Source organism: Parvimonas oralis (assembly GCF_047608425.1).
Taxonomy (GTDB): domain Bacteria; phylum Bacillota; class Clostridia; order Tissierellales; family Peptoniphilaceae; genus Parvimonas.
This window is the reverse complement of the sequence record NZ_JBLKRS010000002.1, coordinates 174,539-193,459: the sequence shown is the minus strand read 5'-3', so window position 1 is coordinate 193,459 and position 18,921 is coordinate 174,539. Positions and strand designations below refer to the sequence as shown.

Annotated in this window: 16 protein-coding genes and 1 pseudogene; 1 reads left to right on the top strand and 16 read right to left on the bottom strand. The window is 28.0% G+C overall.

All coding sequences use genetic code 11. The features are described from left to right. From sufC to ACMX2D_RS04390, 3 genes are all read right to left on the bottom strand, one after another. Positions 1–741: a Fe-S cluster assembly ATPase SufC gene (gene sufC, locus ACMX2D_RS04400; RefSeq protein ID WP_414972850.1), complete on the bottom strand. Its 741-nt coding sequence runs from the start codon at positions 739–741 to the stop codon at positions 1–3. Positions 742–840: 99 nt separating this feature from the next. Next, on the bottom strand, positions 841–1,200 hold the full coding sequence (locus ACMX2D_RS04395) for a hypothetical protein (protein ID WP_009448387.1): 360 nt from the start codon (positions 1,198–1,200) through the stop codon (positions 841–843). Positions 1,201–1,202: 2 nt separating this feature from the next. Further along, the gene (locus tag ACMX2D_RS04390; protein WP_414972848.1) at positions 1,203–2,480 is read right to left on the bottom strand and encodes a DUF1576 domain-containing protein; all 1,278 of its coding nucleotides are present in this window, start codon (positions 2,478–2,480) and stop codon (positions 1,203–1,205) included. A 371-nt stretch (positions 2,481–2,851) separates the two neighbouring features. Here ACMX2D_RS04390 and ACMX2D_RS04385 point away from each other — a divergent pair, with 371 nt between their 5' ends. Further along, a complete protein-coding gene (locus ACMX2D_RS04385) occupies positions 2,852–4,564 on the top strand; it encodes an MFS transporter (protein WP_414972846.1) in 1,713 nt (570 codons plus the stop codon). Positions 4,565–4,614: 50 nt separating this feature from the next. Here the strand turns inward: ACMX2D_RS04385 and ACMX2D_RS04380 are convergent, their stop codons facing one another. The 13 genes and pseudogenes from ACMX2D_RS04380 to ACMX2D_RS04325 all read right to left on the bottom strand — a co-directional run bounded on the left by ACMX2D_RS04380 (position 4,615) and on the right by ACMX2D_RS04325 (position 18,921). Then, positions 4,615–5,703, bottom strand: coding sequence for a type II secretion system F family protein (locus ACMX2D_RS04380; protein ID WP_414972845.1), 1,089 nt, complete (start codon positions 5,701–5,703; stop codon positions 4,615–4,617). Between the two features lies 1 nt (position 5,704). Next, the gene (locus tag ACMX2D_RS04375) at positions 5,705–6,895 is read right to left on the bottom strand and encodes a GspE/PulE family protein (RefSeq protein ID WP_414972844.1); all 1,191 of its coding nucleotides are present in this window, start codon (positions 6,893–6,895) and stop codon (positions 5,705–5,707) included. Positions 6,896–6,903: 8 nt separating this feature from the next. Then, positions 6,904–7,710: an HAD family hydrolase gene (locus ACMX2D_RS04370; RefSeq protein WP_414972843.1), complete on the bottom strand. Its 807-nt coding sequence runs from the start codon at positions 7,708–7,710 to the stop codon at positions 6,904–6,906. Between the two features lie 46 nt (positions 7,711–7,756). Then, entirely contained in the window at positions 7,757–9,583 is a 1,827-nt protein-coding gene (gene glmS, locus ACMX2D_RS04365) for a glutamine--fructose-6-phosphate transaminase (isomerizing) (protein ID WP_414972842.1), read from the bottom strand. Positions 9,584–9,728: 145 nt separating this feature from the next. Further along, positions 9,729–10,178 (bottom strand): ASCH domain-containing protein, encoded by a 450-nt coding sequence (locus tag ACMX2D_RS04360; RefSeq protein ID WP_414972841.1) that lies wholly within the window; start codon positions 10,176–10,178, stop codon positions 9,729–9,731. Between the two features lie 25 nt (positions 10,179–10,203). Further along, positions 10,204–10,743: a GNAT family N-acetyltransferase gene (locus tag ACMX2D_RS04355; RefSeq protein WP_414972840.1), complete on the bottom strand. Its 540-nt coding sequence runs from the start codon at positions 10,741–10,743 to the stop codon at positions 10,204–10,206. A gap of 39 nt (positions 10,744–10,782) precedes the next feature. Beyond that, positions 10,783–10,941, bottom strand: a pseudogene (locus ACMX2D_RS07185) (hypothetical protein); the annotation flags it as partial. 157 nt (positions 10,942–11,098) lie between these two features. Next, a complete protein-coding gene (locus ACMX2D_RS04350) occupies positions 11,099–11,383 on the bottom strand; it encodes a CC/Se motif family (seleno)protein (protein ID WP_414972839.1) in 285 nt (94 codons plus the stop codon). A 64-nt stretch (positions 11,384–11,447) separates the two neighbouring features. Then, positions 11,448–12,404 (bottom strand): RluA family pseudouridine synthase, encoded by a 957-nt coding sequence (locus ACMX2D_RS04345; RefSeq protein WP_414972838.1) that lies wholly within the window; start codon positions 12,402–12,404, stop codon positions 11,448–11,450. Positions 12,405–12,516: 112 nt separating this feature from the next. Next, the gene (locus ACMX2D_RS04340) at positions 12,517–14,733 is read right to left on the bottom strand and encodes a hypothetical protein (RefSeq protein WP_414972837.1); all 2,217 of its coding nucleotides are present in this window, start codon (positions 14,731–14,733) and stop codon (positions 12,517–12,519) included. Between the two features lie 422 nt (positions 14,734–15,155). Further along, positions 15,156–15,740, bottom strand: a complete 585-nt coding sequence (locus ACMX2D_RS04335; RefSeq protein ID WP_414972836.1) for a TetR/AcrR family transcriptional regulator — start codon at positions 15,738–15,740, stop codon at positions 15,156–15,158. Positions 15,741–15,884: 144 nt separating this feature from the next. Then, entirely contained in the window at positions 15,885–17,945 is a 2,061-nt protein-coding gene (fusA, locus tag ACMX2D_RS04330) for an elongation factor G (RefSeq protein ID WP_414972835.1), read from the bottom strand. Between the two features lie 142 nt (positions 17,946–18,087). Continuing rightward, the gene (locus ACMX2D_RS04325) at positions 18,088–18,921 is read right to left on the bottom strand and encodes an RnfABCDGE type electron transport complex subunit B (protein WP_414971502.1); all 834 of its coding nucleotides are present in this window, start codon (positions 18,919–18,921) and stop codon (positions 18,088–18,090) included.

Below are 18,921 nucleotides of genomic sequence, written 5' to 3'. Positions count from 1 at the left end.
CTACACCTCTTGTTCAACCCAAGAATAACCTTCTTTTTGAATTTTATCAATCAAAGAAGCATCTGATGTTTTAACAATTTTGCCATCATACAAAACATGTACATAATCCGGTTTGATTCTTGATAAAATTGCTCTGTGATGAGTTATGATTAAAATTGATTTATTTTCACTTTTAAATTTTTCAACATTTTCAGAAACAACCTTAACTGCATCAATATCAAGTCCGGAATCAGTTTCATCCAACATTACAAGTGCAGGATTTAACATAACCATTTGTAAAATTTCAGTTTTCTTCTTTTCTCCACCGGAAAAGCCGACATTCAAATACCTTTGAGCATAAGAAGCGTCCATAGTTAAACTTTCCATTTTTTCTTCAAGCTCTCTTTGAAATTCAATAACACTTTCTTTTTCTCCTGTTATTGACATTCTTGAAGCTCTGATGAAATTTGAAACTGTAACTCCAGGAACTTCTTCCGGATTTTGAAAAGACATAAACATTCCAAGTTTTGCTCTCTCATCCGCTCTTAATTCATTTATGTTTTCACCCTTAAAAAATATGTCGCCATTTGTAACTTCATAATTAGGATGAGCCATAATAGCATTAGTAAGTGTAGATTTTCCCGCTCCATTAGGTCCCATGATGACATGAACCTTTCCCTCAAAGATATCTAAATTGATACCTTTTAAAATTTCCTTATCTCCAACATTAACATGAAGATTTTTCACCTCTAATATTTTCATATATGTTACTCCTTATAGTAGTTTTATTTAGCATAATTGTTATAATACCCAGAGCATATAACAATAAACTAATATGTACGTTTCTCCAAATATTAAAGGCTAGAAATTTCTAACTAATAATATAGTCAAAAGACCATCTTCTGAGTAAGAAACAATAGCTTCGTCAACCATAGAACCCAAAGCATCTATATTAGACATATCGCTAGAGTCACTTCCAAATCCAATTAGATTTTCATAATAATTTTCAAACTCCGGAAGTCTGGCAGAATTTGATATTCTATTTAATTCTTCCAAATCTTTCGGTTTTATTTTAACATTTCCTTCAGCTATAACTCTCAAGGAATTCTTTTCTATTTTAAAATCTATTTTTAAATCTTGAACTCTTTTACTAAAATAATAATGAACAAGTCCGCTAACTATTAATTTAGCATAATGCTCTTCATTTTTAATTGTATTCAAAATTATTCCTCCTCGTTTTTATCAAAAAATCTTGAATTTTTGATTGCATCAAAAACCGGGACTAAAGTTGCTGCCACAAAACCTCCCGAAAATCCATTGTTATAAAGGTTTAAGCCTCCATGTAGAAGTCCAACACTGGAAACAATTGAAACATGACAAAAACCTGCAAACATCCCCGCAAAAAAACCATATTCTCCCGAAACCGGTGCTAGATTTGTAGCAAATAAAATTGTAACAGTTGCAGATACACTATGTGGATCGTAAATATTAAAAAAGTAAGCTATAACTGTTCCAACAAGAATTGGAAATACATTCTTTATATGTTTCCCAAATATCCCAAAACCGAAAATGGTAAAAATCCCTCCAAGTACAGGTCCGTTTAACGGTTGATTCATAAAAATAACATAAGTTGTATATAGAAGTCCAAGTGCAGACATGTTAATCATGCTAACACCTCTACCATAGATATTACCAAAATCAGAAGGTGCTCTACCACTATTTTTAAGCAAATTCCCCAAGTTTTTAAAACTAAATCCATTTAGATAAAATCCCAAAGCAAAAACTATGATAAAAAACATATACATAATAATTGCTATCCGTAAATTTCCTTTACTTACAACATTTACATTTTTAACTTCTAAATTAAAAGATTTAAAAACTCCTTGAATAAAAAGTCCGATAACTCCACAAGTAAAACCAATATTATATAAGCTATAACCTTGATGAAAACGTAAAAATGATGCAGAAAGTGCAGGGATAAGCATTCCAATTAAAATTCCTACAGCATAAGAAATAAGTAATCCTTTAAAAAACGGTAACCCTATTCCAAAACAAATATAACTTACAACAGGACCCAGTGCAGTTCCAAAAAGGCTATTCATTGTTAAAGTATTAAATTTCAAACCTTCTATTTTACCATAAAGATAGACTCCAAAAGTTATCGGAATTGTATTAAATAGATTTTTTCCAAAAAGAGAAAAACCGAAAAGTGTAAAAAGTGCAGCTATAATAGGACCTGTCAACAATTGTTGTCTTCTCCACAACACAAAAGATGCTAATAACATAAGTAAACCAGCATTTAAAAATGTTGCCCCTATTCCACCTACTGCCATATAATCAGTAAGTAAATGACTTGGAGATTTTAAAATATTAATATAACCGTCTAAAATTTCTTTAGGACTGTCAAAAAGCAAGCCTACAGACATCGCCAAAATAGAAAATATAAATATCGCATCATATCTATAATGGTTTTTTACATATATCTTTTCTCTACTCAACACATTTCCTCCAAAATTTCCTCACATATATTGTAACATATAAAAAAAGAAATGTGAACAGCTAAAGTACTTAAATAGAAAAAAAGATTATTAAATTTAGTGTCTACAATAAAATTAATATTTTTAATATCGATATTTATTATCGATAACAAGTTTTAAAAAATTATCTATTTTAATTGTTTTTTTAAATAAAGACGTTATCGTCGTTAATTAAATTATACATCTTAAGCTACTTTTTTTCAATAAAACTATCTAAAATTTTCTTTTTCCTCTATGTTTTTCTATTAATAAAAATTATGTTATTACTTATATATTGTTTAAGTATATTTTTTTGTTATAATATGTTAAAATAGTCTTGTAAAGGAGGATTTTATATGAAAATATATGTAAATAGAATTTTATCTTCCATAAAAGATGAATTTGAAAAGACATCCCATCAAAATGAATATGGAGAAAAGATTTTTGAATTTACTCAAAAAAAGAAAGTTAAAACAAGTGGCTCTGTTTTTATACAAAGTTTAATATTTATGCTTATAGTTTCAGCTTTATTCTTCTATATTGCATTACCTATTATAAACTATGCTCATATTTCATTTTACTTTTTTCTTGGCGTAATCGCATTGAGTTTTGTAGGATTTTCTTCATTTTTGGAAAATGTAAAAAATGTAAATGATAAAGCGAGTAAGGCTTTTAGAAAAATTTTAGTTTCAATATTAGTTGCTTCTATTGGTTTTTACGTTTTTGCAACTTTATTATCTTCCCAAGCTTTCAATGCAAAAAGATATTCAAATCTTATTGATAAGCAAGAAGGTATTTTTAAAGATGATGTAAAGCCTATTAATTTTAATCAAATCCCAGTCGTTGACAAGACAACCGCCGAAAGATTAGGCTCAAGAAAACTTGGTGAAATCGGAGGAGATTTGGTATCACAATATGATATTGACCCAACATATCCCCAAATAAATATAAAAGGAAAGCCATTTAGAGTTACTCCTCTTACCTATTCAGGACTTGTTAAATGGTTTGTAAATCAATCAAAGGGTCTTGGATATTATATTTCTGTAGATATGGCAAGTCAAGATACAAAACTTGTAAAACTTGAAAAACCAATTTTTTATAGTTTTTCAGATAAATTAAATAGAAATATAAAAAGACATATTCGTCTTAAAAGACCGACTTATATAATCGGAGAAATAAATTTTGAGATAGATGATGAAGGTAATCCTTTCTGGGTTGCATCCGTTCTAAAACCTACTATTAATTTAGTTGGAGGTATGGATGTAAGTAAAGTTTTAATTATAGATGCAAATTCCGGAGAAATTAAGGAACACGATAAAAAAGATGTACCTGCTTGGGTAGATAGAGTTTATCCTGCAGAAATGATTGAAGAACAACTTGTTTTCAATGGTGTCTATAAAAAGGGATTTATAAATAGATATATAAAACAAACCGGCGTTACAAAACCTACAAAGGGATATAATTATCTATCAATTGGTGAAGATATTTATTTTTATACAGGGATAACTTCTGTTCTTTCAGATAAATCAAATATCGGTTTCGTACTTGTAAATATGAGAACAAAAGAGACAAAATTTTATCCCGTTTCCTCTGCCGAAGAATTTTCAGTTATGGAAAGTGCAAGAGGTAGTGTTCAAGAGAAGGGATATACTTCAACATTCCCTATTCTAATAAACTTAAATAATCGACCGACATATTTTATGAGTTTAAAAGACGGAGCAGAACTTACAAAACTTTTCGCACTTATAGATGCACAAAAATATCAAAATGTTGCTGTAGGTAGTGACATTAACGAAACTGTAAAAAATTATAATAAATTAAATGCAGATTTAATTGATCCAAATGCAGAGAACAATTCATCTGTTGAGAGAACTATAAAAGAAATAAAAGCTGTAAATATTGAAGGCAATACATTCTTCTACTTTACTACAAAGGAAGATAATTTAATCTATATTGCAGGAGTTTCCATTTCAAATGATTTAATTTTCGCAAAAGAAAATGATAAATTTAAAATTTCAGGATATAAAAACGATGACGGTACATTTAATGTTACAGGAGTAAAAAAATAATAAAAAAAGAAAAGCAAGTTGGCTTAACCAACTTGCTTTTTCATATATTGCTATTCTATACTTATTCCATTTGATAAATCAAAAATTGGTATTGCTATTGCAAATACTATAAATGCAACAAATAGAGAAATTAAAATAATTATTACGGGTTGTAAATATTGTAAAATTTTATCAACAGAATAATTTATCTTTGAGTCATAGTATTCAGTTGCACTCTCTAGTATTTCAACTAAATTTTCACTACTTTCTCCTATTGCAAGCATATTTATAAATGCCGGATTAAAAATCAAATCGTCCCCTAAAGATTTTGAGATTAATTTACCACTTTTTATTTCCAGAATAGCATTTTCTAAATGTTCTTTTATAAAGACATTTCCGGTAGAATTTTTTATTATCTCCAAACTGTCAACTATATTTATATTTCCATTTAATAAAATAGTAAAATTCTTTGCAATTATGGAAGTGATATAGTTTTGATAATGTGACTTTATATATGGAATTTTAAAAAGCAATTTTCCAAAAAATTTTCTAACTTTATATTTTTTAAAAATTAGTTTTAAAAATACAATAAAAATCAAAATTCCTAAAATTACAAATAAATAATTATATTTAATAAAATCCATACTTTTAATTAAAAGTTTTGTAATAGCCGGTAATTCAATATTGCTGTCGTTAAAAATATCTAAAAATACAGGTATTACATTATTCAAAAGAAAAATTAAAACGACAACTGTAACCGACAACAAAATAATCGGATAAGTTAATATACTTATAAGTTTTTGTTTTAATTTATACTTTTTCTCATAATATGATGAAAGATATAAAAAAACTTCTGAAAGTCTTTCAGAACTTTCTCCTGACTTTATTAAAGATAAAAATAAATTATCAAATTTATGGACCTTTAAAAAGGAATTATATAAATCATGTCCCTGCAATAAATTTTCATAAACTTCTGAAAAAATTCTCTTTAAATTCTTATTAGGAGAAGTTTTTGAAAGTAAGTTTATCGTTTCGGCAGTATTAATATTTGATTTTAAGAGAAGTCCCGCCTCTTTTAAAGAAATACTTAAATCCAATAAATTGTGTTTATTTCCAATTTCCATATTTAAAATATTAAAAACTTTTTCTTTAAAGCTCATTTTAAAACTCTCCCAATGAAAATAAAATTTTATTTACTTCTTCAAAACTCGTTATTCCGTCTGCTATTTTTCTAAGTCCGTTTTTGTATAAACTTTCATTTCCATTTTTTATAAAATACTCATAAAGCCTTACGCTGTTGCAATTTCCATTTATTATTTCTTTTATTTCATCATCTAAAATTAATGATTCCAAAATTAAAGTTCTACCAATATATCCTCTATTACAATCTTCACAACCACATTTTTCATAGATATATTCAGGTGATTCAAGATTATTTTTCTTAAAAATCTCTTTTTCAAAATTTTTTAATTCTCTTTTAATTCTACATTTCGGACAAAGTTTTCGAACCAGTCTTTGAGATAGAATTGCTATTACCCCAGAAGAGATAACATAATTTTCAATTCCTAAATTTAAAAGTCTGATTATTGCTGAAACTGTATCTGAAGTATGCAAAGTTGTAAAGATAAGATGTCCTGTTATTCCAGCCCTTAGAGCTATATTTGCAGTTTCTCTATCTCTCATTTCTCCAACTAATCCGACTTCAAAATCTTGTCTTAACATCGCCCTAAGACCTGTTGCAAAATCAAGCCCTAAAGCAGAATTTATATTTATTTGATTTATTCCACTAATTCTAACTTCAACAGGATTTTCCAAAGTAATTATGTTGATATTTTCGTTTTGTAATTTTTTTACAAATGAATACAATGTAGATGACTTACCACTTCCCGTAGGACCACTTATAATTAGAACTCCGTTTGGACTTTTTATTATATTTTCAACTAATTGTCTTTCATCATCATATAATCCCAGATTTTCTATATCTATTTTAAAATTTCCCGCATTTAAAATTCTCATTACAATTTTTTCACCCAAAATCACAGGAACTGATGCAACTCTGATGTCAACTAAATTTCCATTATAATCGAAATCCAATCTTCCATCTTGTGGCATTCTCTTAATTGTAATATCCATTTTTGAAATAATTTTTATACGAGAAATAATAATCGGAGCATTAAAACTATTTATTTGATAAACATCAATAAGCTCTCCATCTATTCTGTATCTTATATAAAAATTATCTTCTCTAGGTTCAAAATGTATATCTGAAGCATTATTTTTAATTGCATTTAAAATAACTTCATTTACAAAACTTTCTACATTTTCGATTTTTTCAACAAAATTCTTTTCCATAATTTCCTCTAAACAAATTTTCTTATGGCTTTTGCAACCCCATCATTTTTATTCGTATCAGTTATATAATCCACATTCTTCTTAACATTTTCCATTGCATTTCCCATTGCAACAGAAAGTCCACAAATATTTAGCATAGGTATATCATTTTCTCCATCGCCCATTGCAATAGTCTCTGATATATCAATATTGTTAAGTCTGCATATTTCTTTTAAGCAAGAGCCTTTATCCGTATCTTTTGCCATTAACTCAAGAAAAAAAGGAAGAGAAAAAGAAATAGTGTATTCATTCTTTATTGTATCAGTAAATTTATCGTCCAATTCTTTTAATACATCATATTCTTGACAAATTCCTATTTTCAAAACTTTTTCTTCCAAATTATTGTCTATAATATATTCTTTTACATCTTTAACTCTAGATATTTCAGGATTTATAAATTTTGAAATAATTTCAACATATTCATCCTTTGAATCTTTGGTAAAAATAAAATTCTTTAAGAAAATAATAGGTGAAAAACCATTATTCTCAATTATTTCTAAAATATCAAAAAGGTACTTCTTTTCTAAACTCTTTACAAATTTTGGAATTTCACTATAAGTTGTAGAAATTAAACTTCCATTTAAAGCTCCATAATAAGTATCTAGTTTTAAACTCTTTAAAATCTCTTTAACTGTAAACTCCTCTCTACCTGAAATAAATGCAATTTTTACACCCTTACTCATAGCATAAAATAAACTATCTTTAACTTCATCAGATATTTCATGATTTTCGTTAAAAGTAGTTCCATCCATATCAAGAGCTATTAATTTATACATAATTTTCTCCTTTATATAAAAAAGGGACTTCCCAGTCCCTTTAATTCTATTCAACCGTAACAGATTTTGCTAAATTTCTTGGCTTATCAACATCGTTTCCCTTTGCCAATGATGCATAGTAAGCAATAAGTTGACTAGCAACAACAGAAATAATAGGCATTAAAATTTCTATAGTACCTGGAATTAATATTCTTTCATCTGAAACACCAAAATTGTTATCTAACTGAGATATTTCAAAAACTTTAGCTCCTCTAGCCTTTACTTCTTTTACATTTGAAATAACTTTTTCATATAATCTCTCTTGAGTTGCAATTACAAAAACAGGTGTACCATCTTCAATTAATGCAATAGTTCCATGTTTTAATTCTCCCGCCGCAAAGCTTTCAGTATAAATATATGATATTTCTTTTAATTTCAATGCACTTTCCATAGCAGTATAGTAGTCAAGACCTCTTCCTAAATAAAAACAAGTAGTCTTATCCATTAATTCCAATGCAATTTTTTTGTAAATTTCTGTATCTTTTAATAATAATTCTATCTTATTTGGCAATTCCTTTAGATGAGCAATTATATTCTTATATTCATCTGAAGAAATATTTCCTAAAATTTCACCAAATTTTAAAGCAATCATATATAGAGCTGTAACTTGTGTTGTATATCCCTTTGTACTGGCAACGGCAATTTCCGGACCTGCCCAAGTATAGAATACATTGTCAGATTCTCTTGCAATTGATGAACCTACAACATTTGTAACACTCAAAATAGTTGCTCCTTTGGCTTTTGACTCTCTAAGTGCTGCCAAAGTATCTGCAGTTTCTCCTGATTGACTGATTATTATAACTAAAGTCTTATCATCAATCATTCTGTCTGAATATCTAAATTCAGAAGCAACATCCACAATTACCGGAAATCTTAAAGCCTTTTCCAAAATTTCTCTACTTACAAGTCCTGCATGATAAGCTGTTCCACAGGCAACAATATAGCATTTGTTAAATTTACTTAAATTTCCATCTAATAAACCATCCATTCCATCCAAAATTAACTCATCTTTGTCATTTAATCTTCTACGGAAAGTAGCTTCAATTACTTTTGGTTGCTCGTAAATTTCTTTTAGCATAAAATGATCATATCCGTCTTTTGTAGCAGCTTCCACAGACCAATCAATATGTGTAATTTCTCTATTTACAACATTATTTTTTGCATCATAAACAGTATATTTTCCATCTTTAAAATGAATTAAGTCTCCATTTTCAAGATAGATAACATCTCTGGTGTAATTTAAAATAGCAATAACATCAGAAGCTATATAAAATCCATCTTTTCCAATACCTACAACTAATGGACTCTCTTTTCTAGTTCCAATAAGTTCCCTTGTATCTTCCTTTAAAATTCCAAAAGCATAGCTTCCCTTAACTTTATCTTTCATCTTAAAAACAGTACTTAAGAAATCTCCATCATCTAAATCTTCCAATAATTGTGGAATAACTTCAGTATCAGTTTCAGATTTAAAAACAAAATTCTTTTTCAAAAGTTCTTCCTTCAAATGTAAATAATTTTCAATTATTCCATTATGAACAACTGCAAATTTAGAATTCATACTCAAATGAGGATGTGAATTTTCATCTGATGGAACTCCATGTGTAGCCCATCTTGTATGTCCTACACCAATATTTGAAATTTTATTTTTATATTCATTTTCCAATTTTTCTCTTAAATTACTAATTCTTCCAACAGTCTTAACAACATCTATCTTATTATCTTCCAAGAATGCAATTCCTGAAGAATCATATCCTCTATATTCTAAAGTTTCAAGTCCGTTTAAAATCTTATCAATAGCATTTGAATTGCCAATATATCCAACAATACCGCACATAAAATTTCCTCCTTTTATTAATTCTACTGCTACTTATTTAATAATGTTATCATATTTTACATATTTTTGCAAGTAGAAAATTTATCATATAATTAAATTTACATTAATTTATTATAGAAGAAAACTTATTTTTGTAATATTTTATCTAATACACTTTTTCAAACACTTCACATACCATAGGAGCTTGTTCATAAAAATCTTTACCTAAATTTTTAAATTCTTCCTTAAAATATTCATCATGAACTTTTTTCCAATATTCATAACTTCTATCGCCTTCACCTTCGAGCCAAGCGTGATTAAAAGATATTAAATTATAAGCTAAAATATATACCTCTCTTGTTATTGTAATACATTTTGGTTCTCCTGAACCACCTAAAATAATATTGTATTCACCCACTTTTGGAATTTCTTCATCATTTTCATAAAGCTCATATGCAGAAGTTGTAGCAGTTTTGATTCCCTTATTGACCAAATCTGCTAACTCATCTGCCATTTCTTTAGTATTTCCAAAACTCCATGCTTCATATTTTGCATCCATAGAAATATTCTTTTCCTTACAAAAATTTTCCCAATAATCTTTAATTTTATCTGTCATATTTATTAACTCCTAAAAATGCTGATTATTTTTCAGACAAATCTATCCAATATCTCTCTAAATAAACTTTATCTTTTGGCTCATAAACAGTAGATTCATAAATACCTCCATTGTTTATGATTACTCTTTTACTCGCTTCATTTTCTTTTAAACAGGTTATTAATATTTTTTCAAATCCCATTGCTTTACAAATAGGTAAAATTTCCTTTAACATCAGAGTTGCATAACCTTTTTTTCTTTCAGAATGACATACTGAATATCCGATATGACCACCATATTTTTCAAAAAATTCGTTTAGATAATGTCTTATTTGAATAACACCTATTATTTTATTATCTTCTTCTCTGATAAAGATGAACTGAGTTTGTGGAACATATTCTTTTGGACAGGTATCTTCTGAGGAAAAATCTTCAACCTGTTTTATCCAGTCAGAAATATTTTCCATTCTTCTTAAAGATAGACAGCCGTCCATATCTCCACCATTTATTATAAATTCTTCTCTAAAATTTTGTATTTCTTTTTCATATTCCATTGTAGGTTTAATCAATTTAAAATCTTTAGCCATATTATCACCCTTATCTCTAAAATTGGTCATACATAATAATTATTTTATAATCGCTATTAAATATTCTAAACCATAAAAATTTGCTGAAGATATTTCAACAAATGCATCTTCAGAAATCTTTCTACTTACATATACATTATATTCATCAACCTCAAAAAAGTCAAAAGCATTTGTATTTTTTGGTATACCAATCGAAACCGACGGTTTTAATTCAGTTGAACAATTTCAGTTACTCCAACCTTTTAGTTCAACTATTATATCTCTTTGATTTTCTTTTAAAAGTTTTTTTGCATTATTATTTATAACAACTTTAATAAAAATCCCTCCAAACAAAAAGACTGAATTAACAGTCTTTTTAAACAATTATTCCATTAACTACTAAATTTTCCATAAAAAGAAAACTTATAGTTGAAACAGTAACAGTATCATTGACTGCTTTTATACCGTTCATAAGATACACATCAATTCCATCTACATTTTCTAATGTGTACTTATCTACATTTAAAGGTTTACCTAATGAAGCCATTGGTTTTAAAACAATTCCACTTCAGGAACTACAACCTTTAACATCAACAGTGATAACACTGTTGCTTTTTTTGTTTAAAAAATTCTTTGCTTTTTCATCAATTATAATTTTCATAATCATCTCTCCTAACGTTCTGATAGGAAAAATATACCCACTAAAAAAGTTATTTAACTTTTTATCAAAATATTTTTCTGATTATATTTTTATAAATTTCATCCATAGGAGCAAAAAATTCTTTATCATTAAGATAACTTAAATCCCCATCAATATTTCTAAAAATTATTGTTTCAGCATGTAAAAATTGGCTTCTTAAATCAAAATTATCTCTAAAAAACTTATTAACTTCTGCATTTCCATATTTAATATCGCCAATAATATAAAAACCCTTACTGCTTAAATGACTTCTAATCTGATGTGTTCTTCCAGTTATAAGTTTTATTTTTAGTAGGCTAAAATCATCATTATTTTTTTCGACATAAACTTCTGTTATTGAGTCTTTACCGTTTTTAGAAATAGTAGATTTATTTTTTTCTTCGTCTTTTTCAAGCTTTTCATTAATTACAAAATTTTTCTTAACTTTTCCACTTACAATAGTCTTATAATATTTTTCTATTGAATTTTCTTTTAATCTATTTAACTCTCTAATAGCCTTTGAATTTTTAGCTCCTATAATAAGACCTGAAGTATTTCTATCCAATCTGTTAATTATTGCAGGAACAAAAGTCTTTTCAGCTCTTGGATTATAATCTCCCTTTTCAAGTAAATATCCAATCATAAAATCCACCAAATTATTTCCATAATCTTCTTTAGAAGATGCATGTGACAATAAATTTTTAGGTTTATTCATAACAATAATATTTTCATCTTCATAAACAATATCAAGTTTTTTAGAATATGAATATTTCTTTGACTTTGAAACAATCAGTTTTTCCAGTTCTTCTTCATAAATAAAAATATTGATTACATCATTTTCAGCTAAAATATAGTTTGAATCAACCTTTTTCCTATTAACTTTTATCTTTTTTGTTCTCAAAAATTTTTGAATCATAGAAGTACTTGCATTATTCAAATATTTTTTTAAAAATCTGTCAATTCTTTGCCCAGAATCATTTATATTAACTTCAATATCTCTCATAAATCTCTCTCTTATCTAAAATTTCAAATCAATTAAAACAAATTATAACCGATAAAAATTTTTATGTCAATGAAAAAATCCCAAAGCCTTAACTTTGAGATTTTTAAATTAACTATTTATTTCTCTTTTTATTTATAGCAATCATTGCTCCGAAAAGTAATGTCGGAACAGCTAAACTTATTCCTGCAATAGAAGTTCTAGGTAATTTTTGTGATTTTTTAACTTCCTTTTTAACTTCTTTTTTGTTTTCATATACAATAGAGTATTTTGAGAAGTGAGTAGTTGTAAATGTAACATTTTTATCATCTTGTGTAAATTCAAGCTTTTCCAATTTCCCATCTTCATTTACATAACAAACTTCCTTAACTCTTTCACCTTTTCGTTTTTCTAATGTTACCTTATAATTTTGGTTTGGCATTTTTTCAGTATTATTTTTAAGAGTGAAGAAAATATCAAACAAATCCGCATTTTTATTTTTTAAAGCATCAACCGTGTTTTTATCCAATCTCTTAACAATCAGCTTTAATTTAGCATTTAAACCATCGCCTTCAACAGTAACTTTTTCTTCGCCGTTTACAATCTTATTTACTTTTTCGTCAGGTTGATTTGAGTCTCCGGGCATATTTGGATTATTTTGATTACCCGGTTCTTCAGGTTTGCTTGGCTCTTCATCTTTAATTTCAAATTTTTTCAAATTATCCATTGCAGTATTTAATTCTTCAATCTTTTTAAGAGCATATTCCGGAATAGTTTCTTCCAATTCTATCTTTGAAGCATCAATTACATTTTCCAAATCTTTTTTTGCCTTATCTGCATCTTTGCCACTTTCAAATTTAGTATTTTTCAAGTATTCAACAGCCTTTTCATAAATTGCTTTAAAATCATTATAAATTTGTGTTCTATCTACTTTTTCAAGAGTAAATGTCTTATTATATTTATCAGGATTTGAAGTATCTGTTTCCTTGTCGTCTATTTCTCTTTCAACACTTATAACTTTTATATTTCCTTTGTCATCAACAGTAAAATCCATACCGAAAGGAACAGATTTATGTTTAAACATTTCCATTTTTGAAATTGTAATATTATATAATCTTCCAAAAGAAGCATCTTTTGGAGCTTCTCCTTCAAGCATAAAAACAACTTTTCCATTTTCATCTGATTTTGCTTTTCTGTATGAAGATAATCTTGGAGAAAGTCTGTTTATAGAGAACTCTACTCCCTTTGCAGGTGTTCCGTCTTTATATTTAGCATAAAATTCAACAGGAAAAGTATCAAATTTTTCAGAATCTTTATGAGATCCTCTAAATTCAACTATAGCATCTTCCACACTATTTACTTCTTTATCATTGATTTTTGTAATCATACCCTTTTCATTTGTAGTAAATTCAAAAACTTCAGTTTCAAAAGTCATTGTTTTATCTGTACTTCTAAGTCTTAATTGGTATTTAACATTGCCCTTAAAACCGCTGAATTTAACTTCACCTTTTTCATTTGTTGAACCTTGTTGAATAATATTAGGTATTGGATTAAATTCCATTAAACCGACTTTAAAATCAACTTTAGGTTTGCCTTCAAATAATACTCTAACTAAAACTTCTTTGGAGCCTTTAGCTTCTTCATTTTCCGGTTTTTCAGGTTCAGATGTAATTTTAACTAAATTCAGCTCCATAGATTCTTTTTCATCAATAGTGTAAGAGCCATCATCTTCATATACATCCAATCTTACATCTTTCATTGTGTAATCATTATTTTCCTTAAGTTTTAATGTATAAATTCCATCAGGAAGCTTTAAATTTAACATTGATTTATCAGAAGTTGCTGTTGTAACTAACTTTCCTGTTTCTTGATTATAAATTTCAAACTCATAATTGCCCATTACGACATCTTTCTTATCCCCGTTTTGAGTAGTTAGAATAATAGTAAAAGAATTTTCTTTTGCTTTTTCTTCAACTTTTTTCTTTGTAAGCATTAAGTTTACAATACTATCATAATTAGGAATTTCCCCATCTGTTACTGTGAAACTTACATCTTTCATAGTATATTCAGCATCTTTTAATCTTATAGTATATTTGCCGTCTGAAAGTTTTAAATTCAGCATAGACATCATACTTTGTACTTCTGTAATTTCACCCTTTTCGTTTAGAATCTCAAAAGTAAAGTCCTTATTCATAATAGGACCGTTTTGGTCTGAAACAACAAAAGTAAAATCTTGTTTTTCTTGTGCATATGTAATTTTACTATCATTTCCTTGTGTAGAAAAAGCTGTTGTAGTAAAAATATTAAATGCTAGTAAACCAACTAGAAATTTTTTTAACATTTTTTGGTTCATATATATCCTCCTTGATTTTTTTATTATTTTATCATAAAGTTGATAATAAAAAAATTGTATACTGTAGCCAGATAAATATCTATAATTTGTTTTTTACAATTATAAATATCAGCATGCTACATTTAATCAATATCTAAAATTGTTTATAGTTTATCTTATATAAAAGTGTAAAAACTAAATCAAAGTATAAATTAATTAATATGGATATAAAACGTTATATTATTAAAATAGATACTATATTTACTCAAAGAATTTTTATTAAAAAATTTCGTTAAATTTTTGATAAAGTTAAAATTATAATATTTTATTAAAAATTTCTTCCAAAAATAATATTACAAAATTGTAATAATGTATTTTTTTAAACATTTTAAATTTAATAATTTCTAATTTTCCTATTACTCCACAAAAAAAGAGTAGTCAAACTACCCTTTCAAAATTTTTAAATATTCTATTATAACATTTTTTATTATCGCTCTATTCTTTATAAATTTACTTTTTACCTTTAAGATATCTCTTCCTAAAATAAGACTATTCATAAAATCTGTTAAAAAATCATACTCATCGTAATTGAAATCTAAACCAATTTTTTTAAAAAGTTTATTCAAATAGATAAAAGTTTCTTCTTTCAACTTCTGGAATAACTTTTCTAAATTTTCATCGTATTGCTTTTCTTGAAGAAATATAGTATAAACTTTAGAAAGTTCATTATCATCCAAAATTTTGTCCACAATAACTTCAGATATAATATCGTATTTATCTAAATTTTTATTTACTGACAAAAAATGATCAACTATTTCGAATCTATATTCACAACCATCTTCCATTAAATCATAGAGCATATCTGTAGTATTTTTATAATATCTATAGACTCCACCCTTACTCATGCCACTATTTGCAATGACATCCTCCATAGTTGTATTATGAAATCCCTTACGAAGAAAAACGTCCTTAGCACTATATCTTATCTGCCATTTTCTCTCTTCTGCAGGTAATCTTTCATTTCGCATTTGTTTACTCCTAATTATGTAAAATTTATTTTAACAAAAACCCATCCTTAAATTTTTAAGGATGGGATTTATTGTGAAACAACAAGGTTCCCGATAACCCTCCAGATGTGAAGCATCGTGGAAGGGTTGGGTTCTTATAATTATCTATTTTTCTATCTTTGACTCTTCTATAATCTTTTCAGCAATATTTGCAGGAACTTCTTCATATCTATCAAATTCCATTGAGAAATCCCCTCTTGCTTGAGTCATTGATCTTAAATCTATAGCATATTCAAAAAGTTCAGAATGTGGTGCTTCTCCGATAACAAGTTGAGTTCCATCCTCAAGCATTTCCATGCCTAAAACTTTTCCTCTTCTCTTATTTAAGTCTCCCATTACATCTCCCATATAGCTTTCAGGAATTCTAACTTCAACTTTCATTATAGGTTCAAGTAAAACAGGATGTGCTTGTTCCATTCCTTTCTTAAATGCTAGAGAAGCAGCAATTTTAAATGCCATTTCATTAGAATCAACAGGGTGATATGAACCATCATAAAGAGTTGCCTTAACATTCACAACAGGATATCCCGCTAAAATCCCTTTTTCAAGACTATCTCTAATACCTTTTTCAACTGCAGGGAAGTAATTTCTAGGAACAGCTCCTCCAAAAACTTCTTCTGTAAATTCAAATTCTTCTGTTGTAGGTTCAAATCTCATAAATACATCTCCGTATTGACCAGCTCCACCGGATTGTTTTTTATGTTTTCCTTGAACATCAGACTTTCCTTTAATAGTTTCTCTATAAGCAATTCTTAAAGGAATAATATTAGTTTCTACACCATAAACATTTTTAAGTTTATCTAAAACTATTTGAAGTTGAACATTTCCTTGCCCACCTATCAAATGTTGTTTAGTTTCTACATTTCTTTCAGATACGAAACTTGGATCCTCTTCATGTAATTTATGAAGAGCTTGGGAAATCTTATCTTCATCATTTTTAGATTTAGGTTCTATTGCAAAATAAAGATTTGGTTTTGGATATTTAATCTTCTTATAAAGAGTTTTATTTTGCTTATCACAAATAGTATCTCCTGTTTCAGTTAAATTAAGTTTTGAAACAGCTCCAATATCCCCGGCAACTATTTCAGATGCTTCTATTTGAGTTTTTCCTCTTAAGAAGAAAAGTCCTGCAGCCTTATCCATCTCATCTTTGGTTGAGTTAAAAATTTCTGTATCTCTAGTAATTTTTCCACTCATAACTTTAAATATTGATATTCTTCCAACGAATGGGTCAACAACAGTTTTGAAAACAACTGCTGAGAAAGGTTCATTCACATCAATCTTTCTTACATTATCATCTTCATTTCTAAAACCTCTTTTTGCTCTTTCATCATTTGGAGCAGGCATATAGTCAGTGATAATATCAAGCAACATATCTATTCCGGCTCCTGTAGTAGCAGAACCACAAATTAAAGGAACAGCAGAACCGTTTAACAATGCACTTGTTACACCCTTCATAAACTCTTCATGGCTAAATTCTTCTCCTTCAAAGAATTTTTCCATAAGTTCATCGTCAGTTTCTGCTACAACTTCTACTATTGTATCATAAACATGATTTACTTCTTCAACTCTTATTTCAGGGATTTCAACTTCTTTTCTTTCAAATCCATCATATTCATAAGCTTTTTTATTTAAAACGTCAATAATACCTTTAAAATTTTCACCTTCGCCAAGTGCAAGTGTAAATGGAATAACTTTTTTGCCAAAAGCTATGTGTAAATCACTAACTACTTTTGCAAAGTTTACATTTTCTTTATCCATTTTATTTACAAAGATAATTCTAGGTAATTCAATACTTTCAGTATATTTTAAAACTTTTTCAGCTCCAACTTCAATACCATTTTGTGCATCTAAAACAACTAAAGCGGCTTCTGAAGCTCTAAGAGAACTATAAACTTCCCCACTAAAATCAAAATATCCCGGAGTGTCAATTAAATTTATCTTAAAGTCTTTCCATTCAACAGGTGCAACAGCAGTTGAAATAGAAACTCCTCTTGAAATTTCTTCTTTATCAAAGTCAGTTACGGTATTTCCGTCCTCAACCTTACCAAGTCTTTTCAAATTGCCTGTTTTATAAAGTAATGCCTCACAAACTGAAGTCTTACCACTGGCACTATGTCCAACTAATGCAAGATTTCTAATCTTTTCTGTAGAATATGATTTCATATCTAATTCCCCCTAACATATCATAAAATAGATAAATTAATACCTTAGAAATATTATAATATGGAAATGTTTTCAAGTCAAGTTTTTTTATAAAAAAACTAGAGACAACAACAAAAAAAGAGCGAATAATCTCGCTCTTAAGTTATGCTACTTCATTTACTTTTTCAGCCATTTTCTTTAATAACCCAGGATGAATTGCATTTGTAGGGCATTTATCTGCAGCTTGTAAAAGTAATTCTTCATCTAAACCTTGTTTATAATTTACAACAGCTAAATTGTTTTCAATAACAAATGCTTCCGGATAAACTCTTGCACACATTTTACATCCAATACATCCAACTTTACAAGCATTTTTAACAACATTTCCAGCTGCAAAACTCTTACATTTTACCATAACCGTTTGTTCATAAGGAACCAAATCAATTAAATTCTTTGGACAAATTTCTATACATTTATTACAAGCTGTACAATTTTCTTTATTTACAACCGCAATTCCATTTATCATTTCTATTGCATTAAATCCACAAACATCTTGACAAGTCCCACATCCTAAACATCCATAGGCACAAGTCTTACTTCCTCCTTGCATTGAGTTGTTTACCCTACAATCTCTAATGCCGGTATATATGTATTTTTCCTTTGCAAAATCCTTATCTCCTTGACACATTACACAAGCTACCATTCTTTGAACATCCCCTGCTTCTGTGCCTAAAAGTTTTGCAAGTCTTTCTACCAAGTCAGCTCCTCCGACAGGACAAGCATTTATTCCCGCAGTTCCTTCTGCAATGGCTTTTGCAAGACCATCACAACCCGGAAATCCACAAGCACCACAGTTTGCTCCAGGCAATTCGTTTCTAACTTGTATAACTTTTTCATCTACTTTTACAAAAAATACTTTTGAAGCAAATGCAAGTATCAATGCAAATAAAATACCTAAAATACTAAGTAACAAAACCGGTATCATTATTTCATTCAT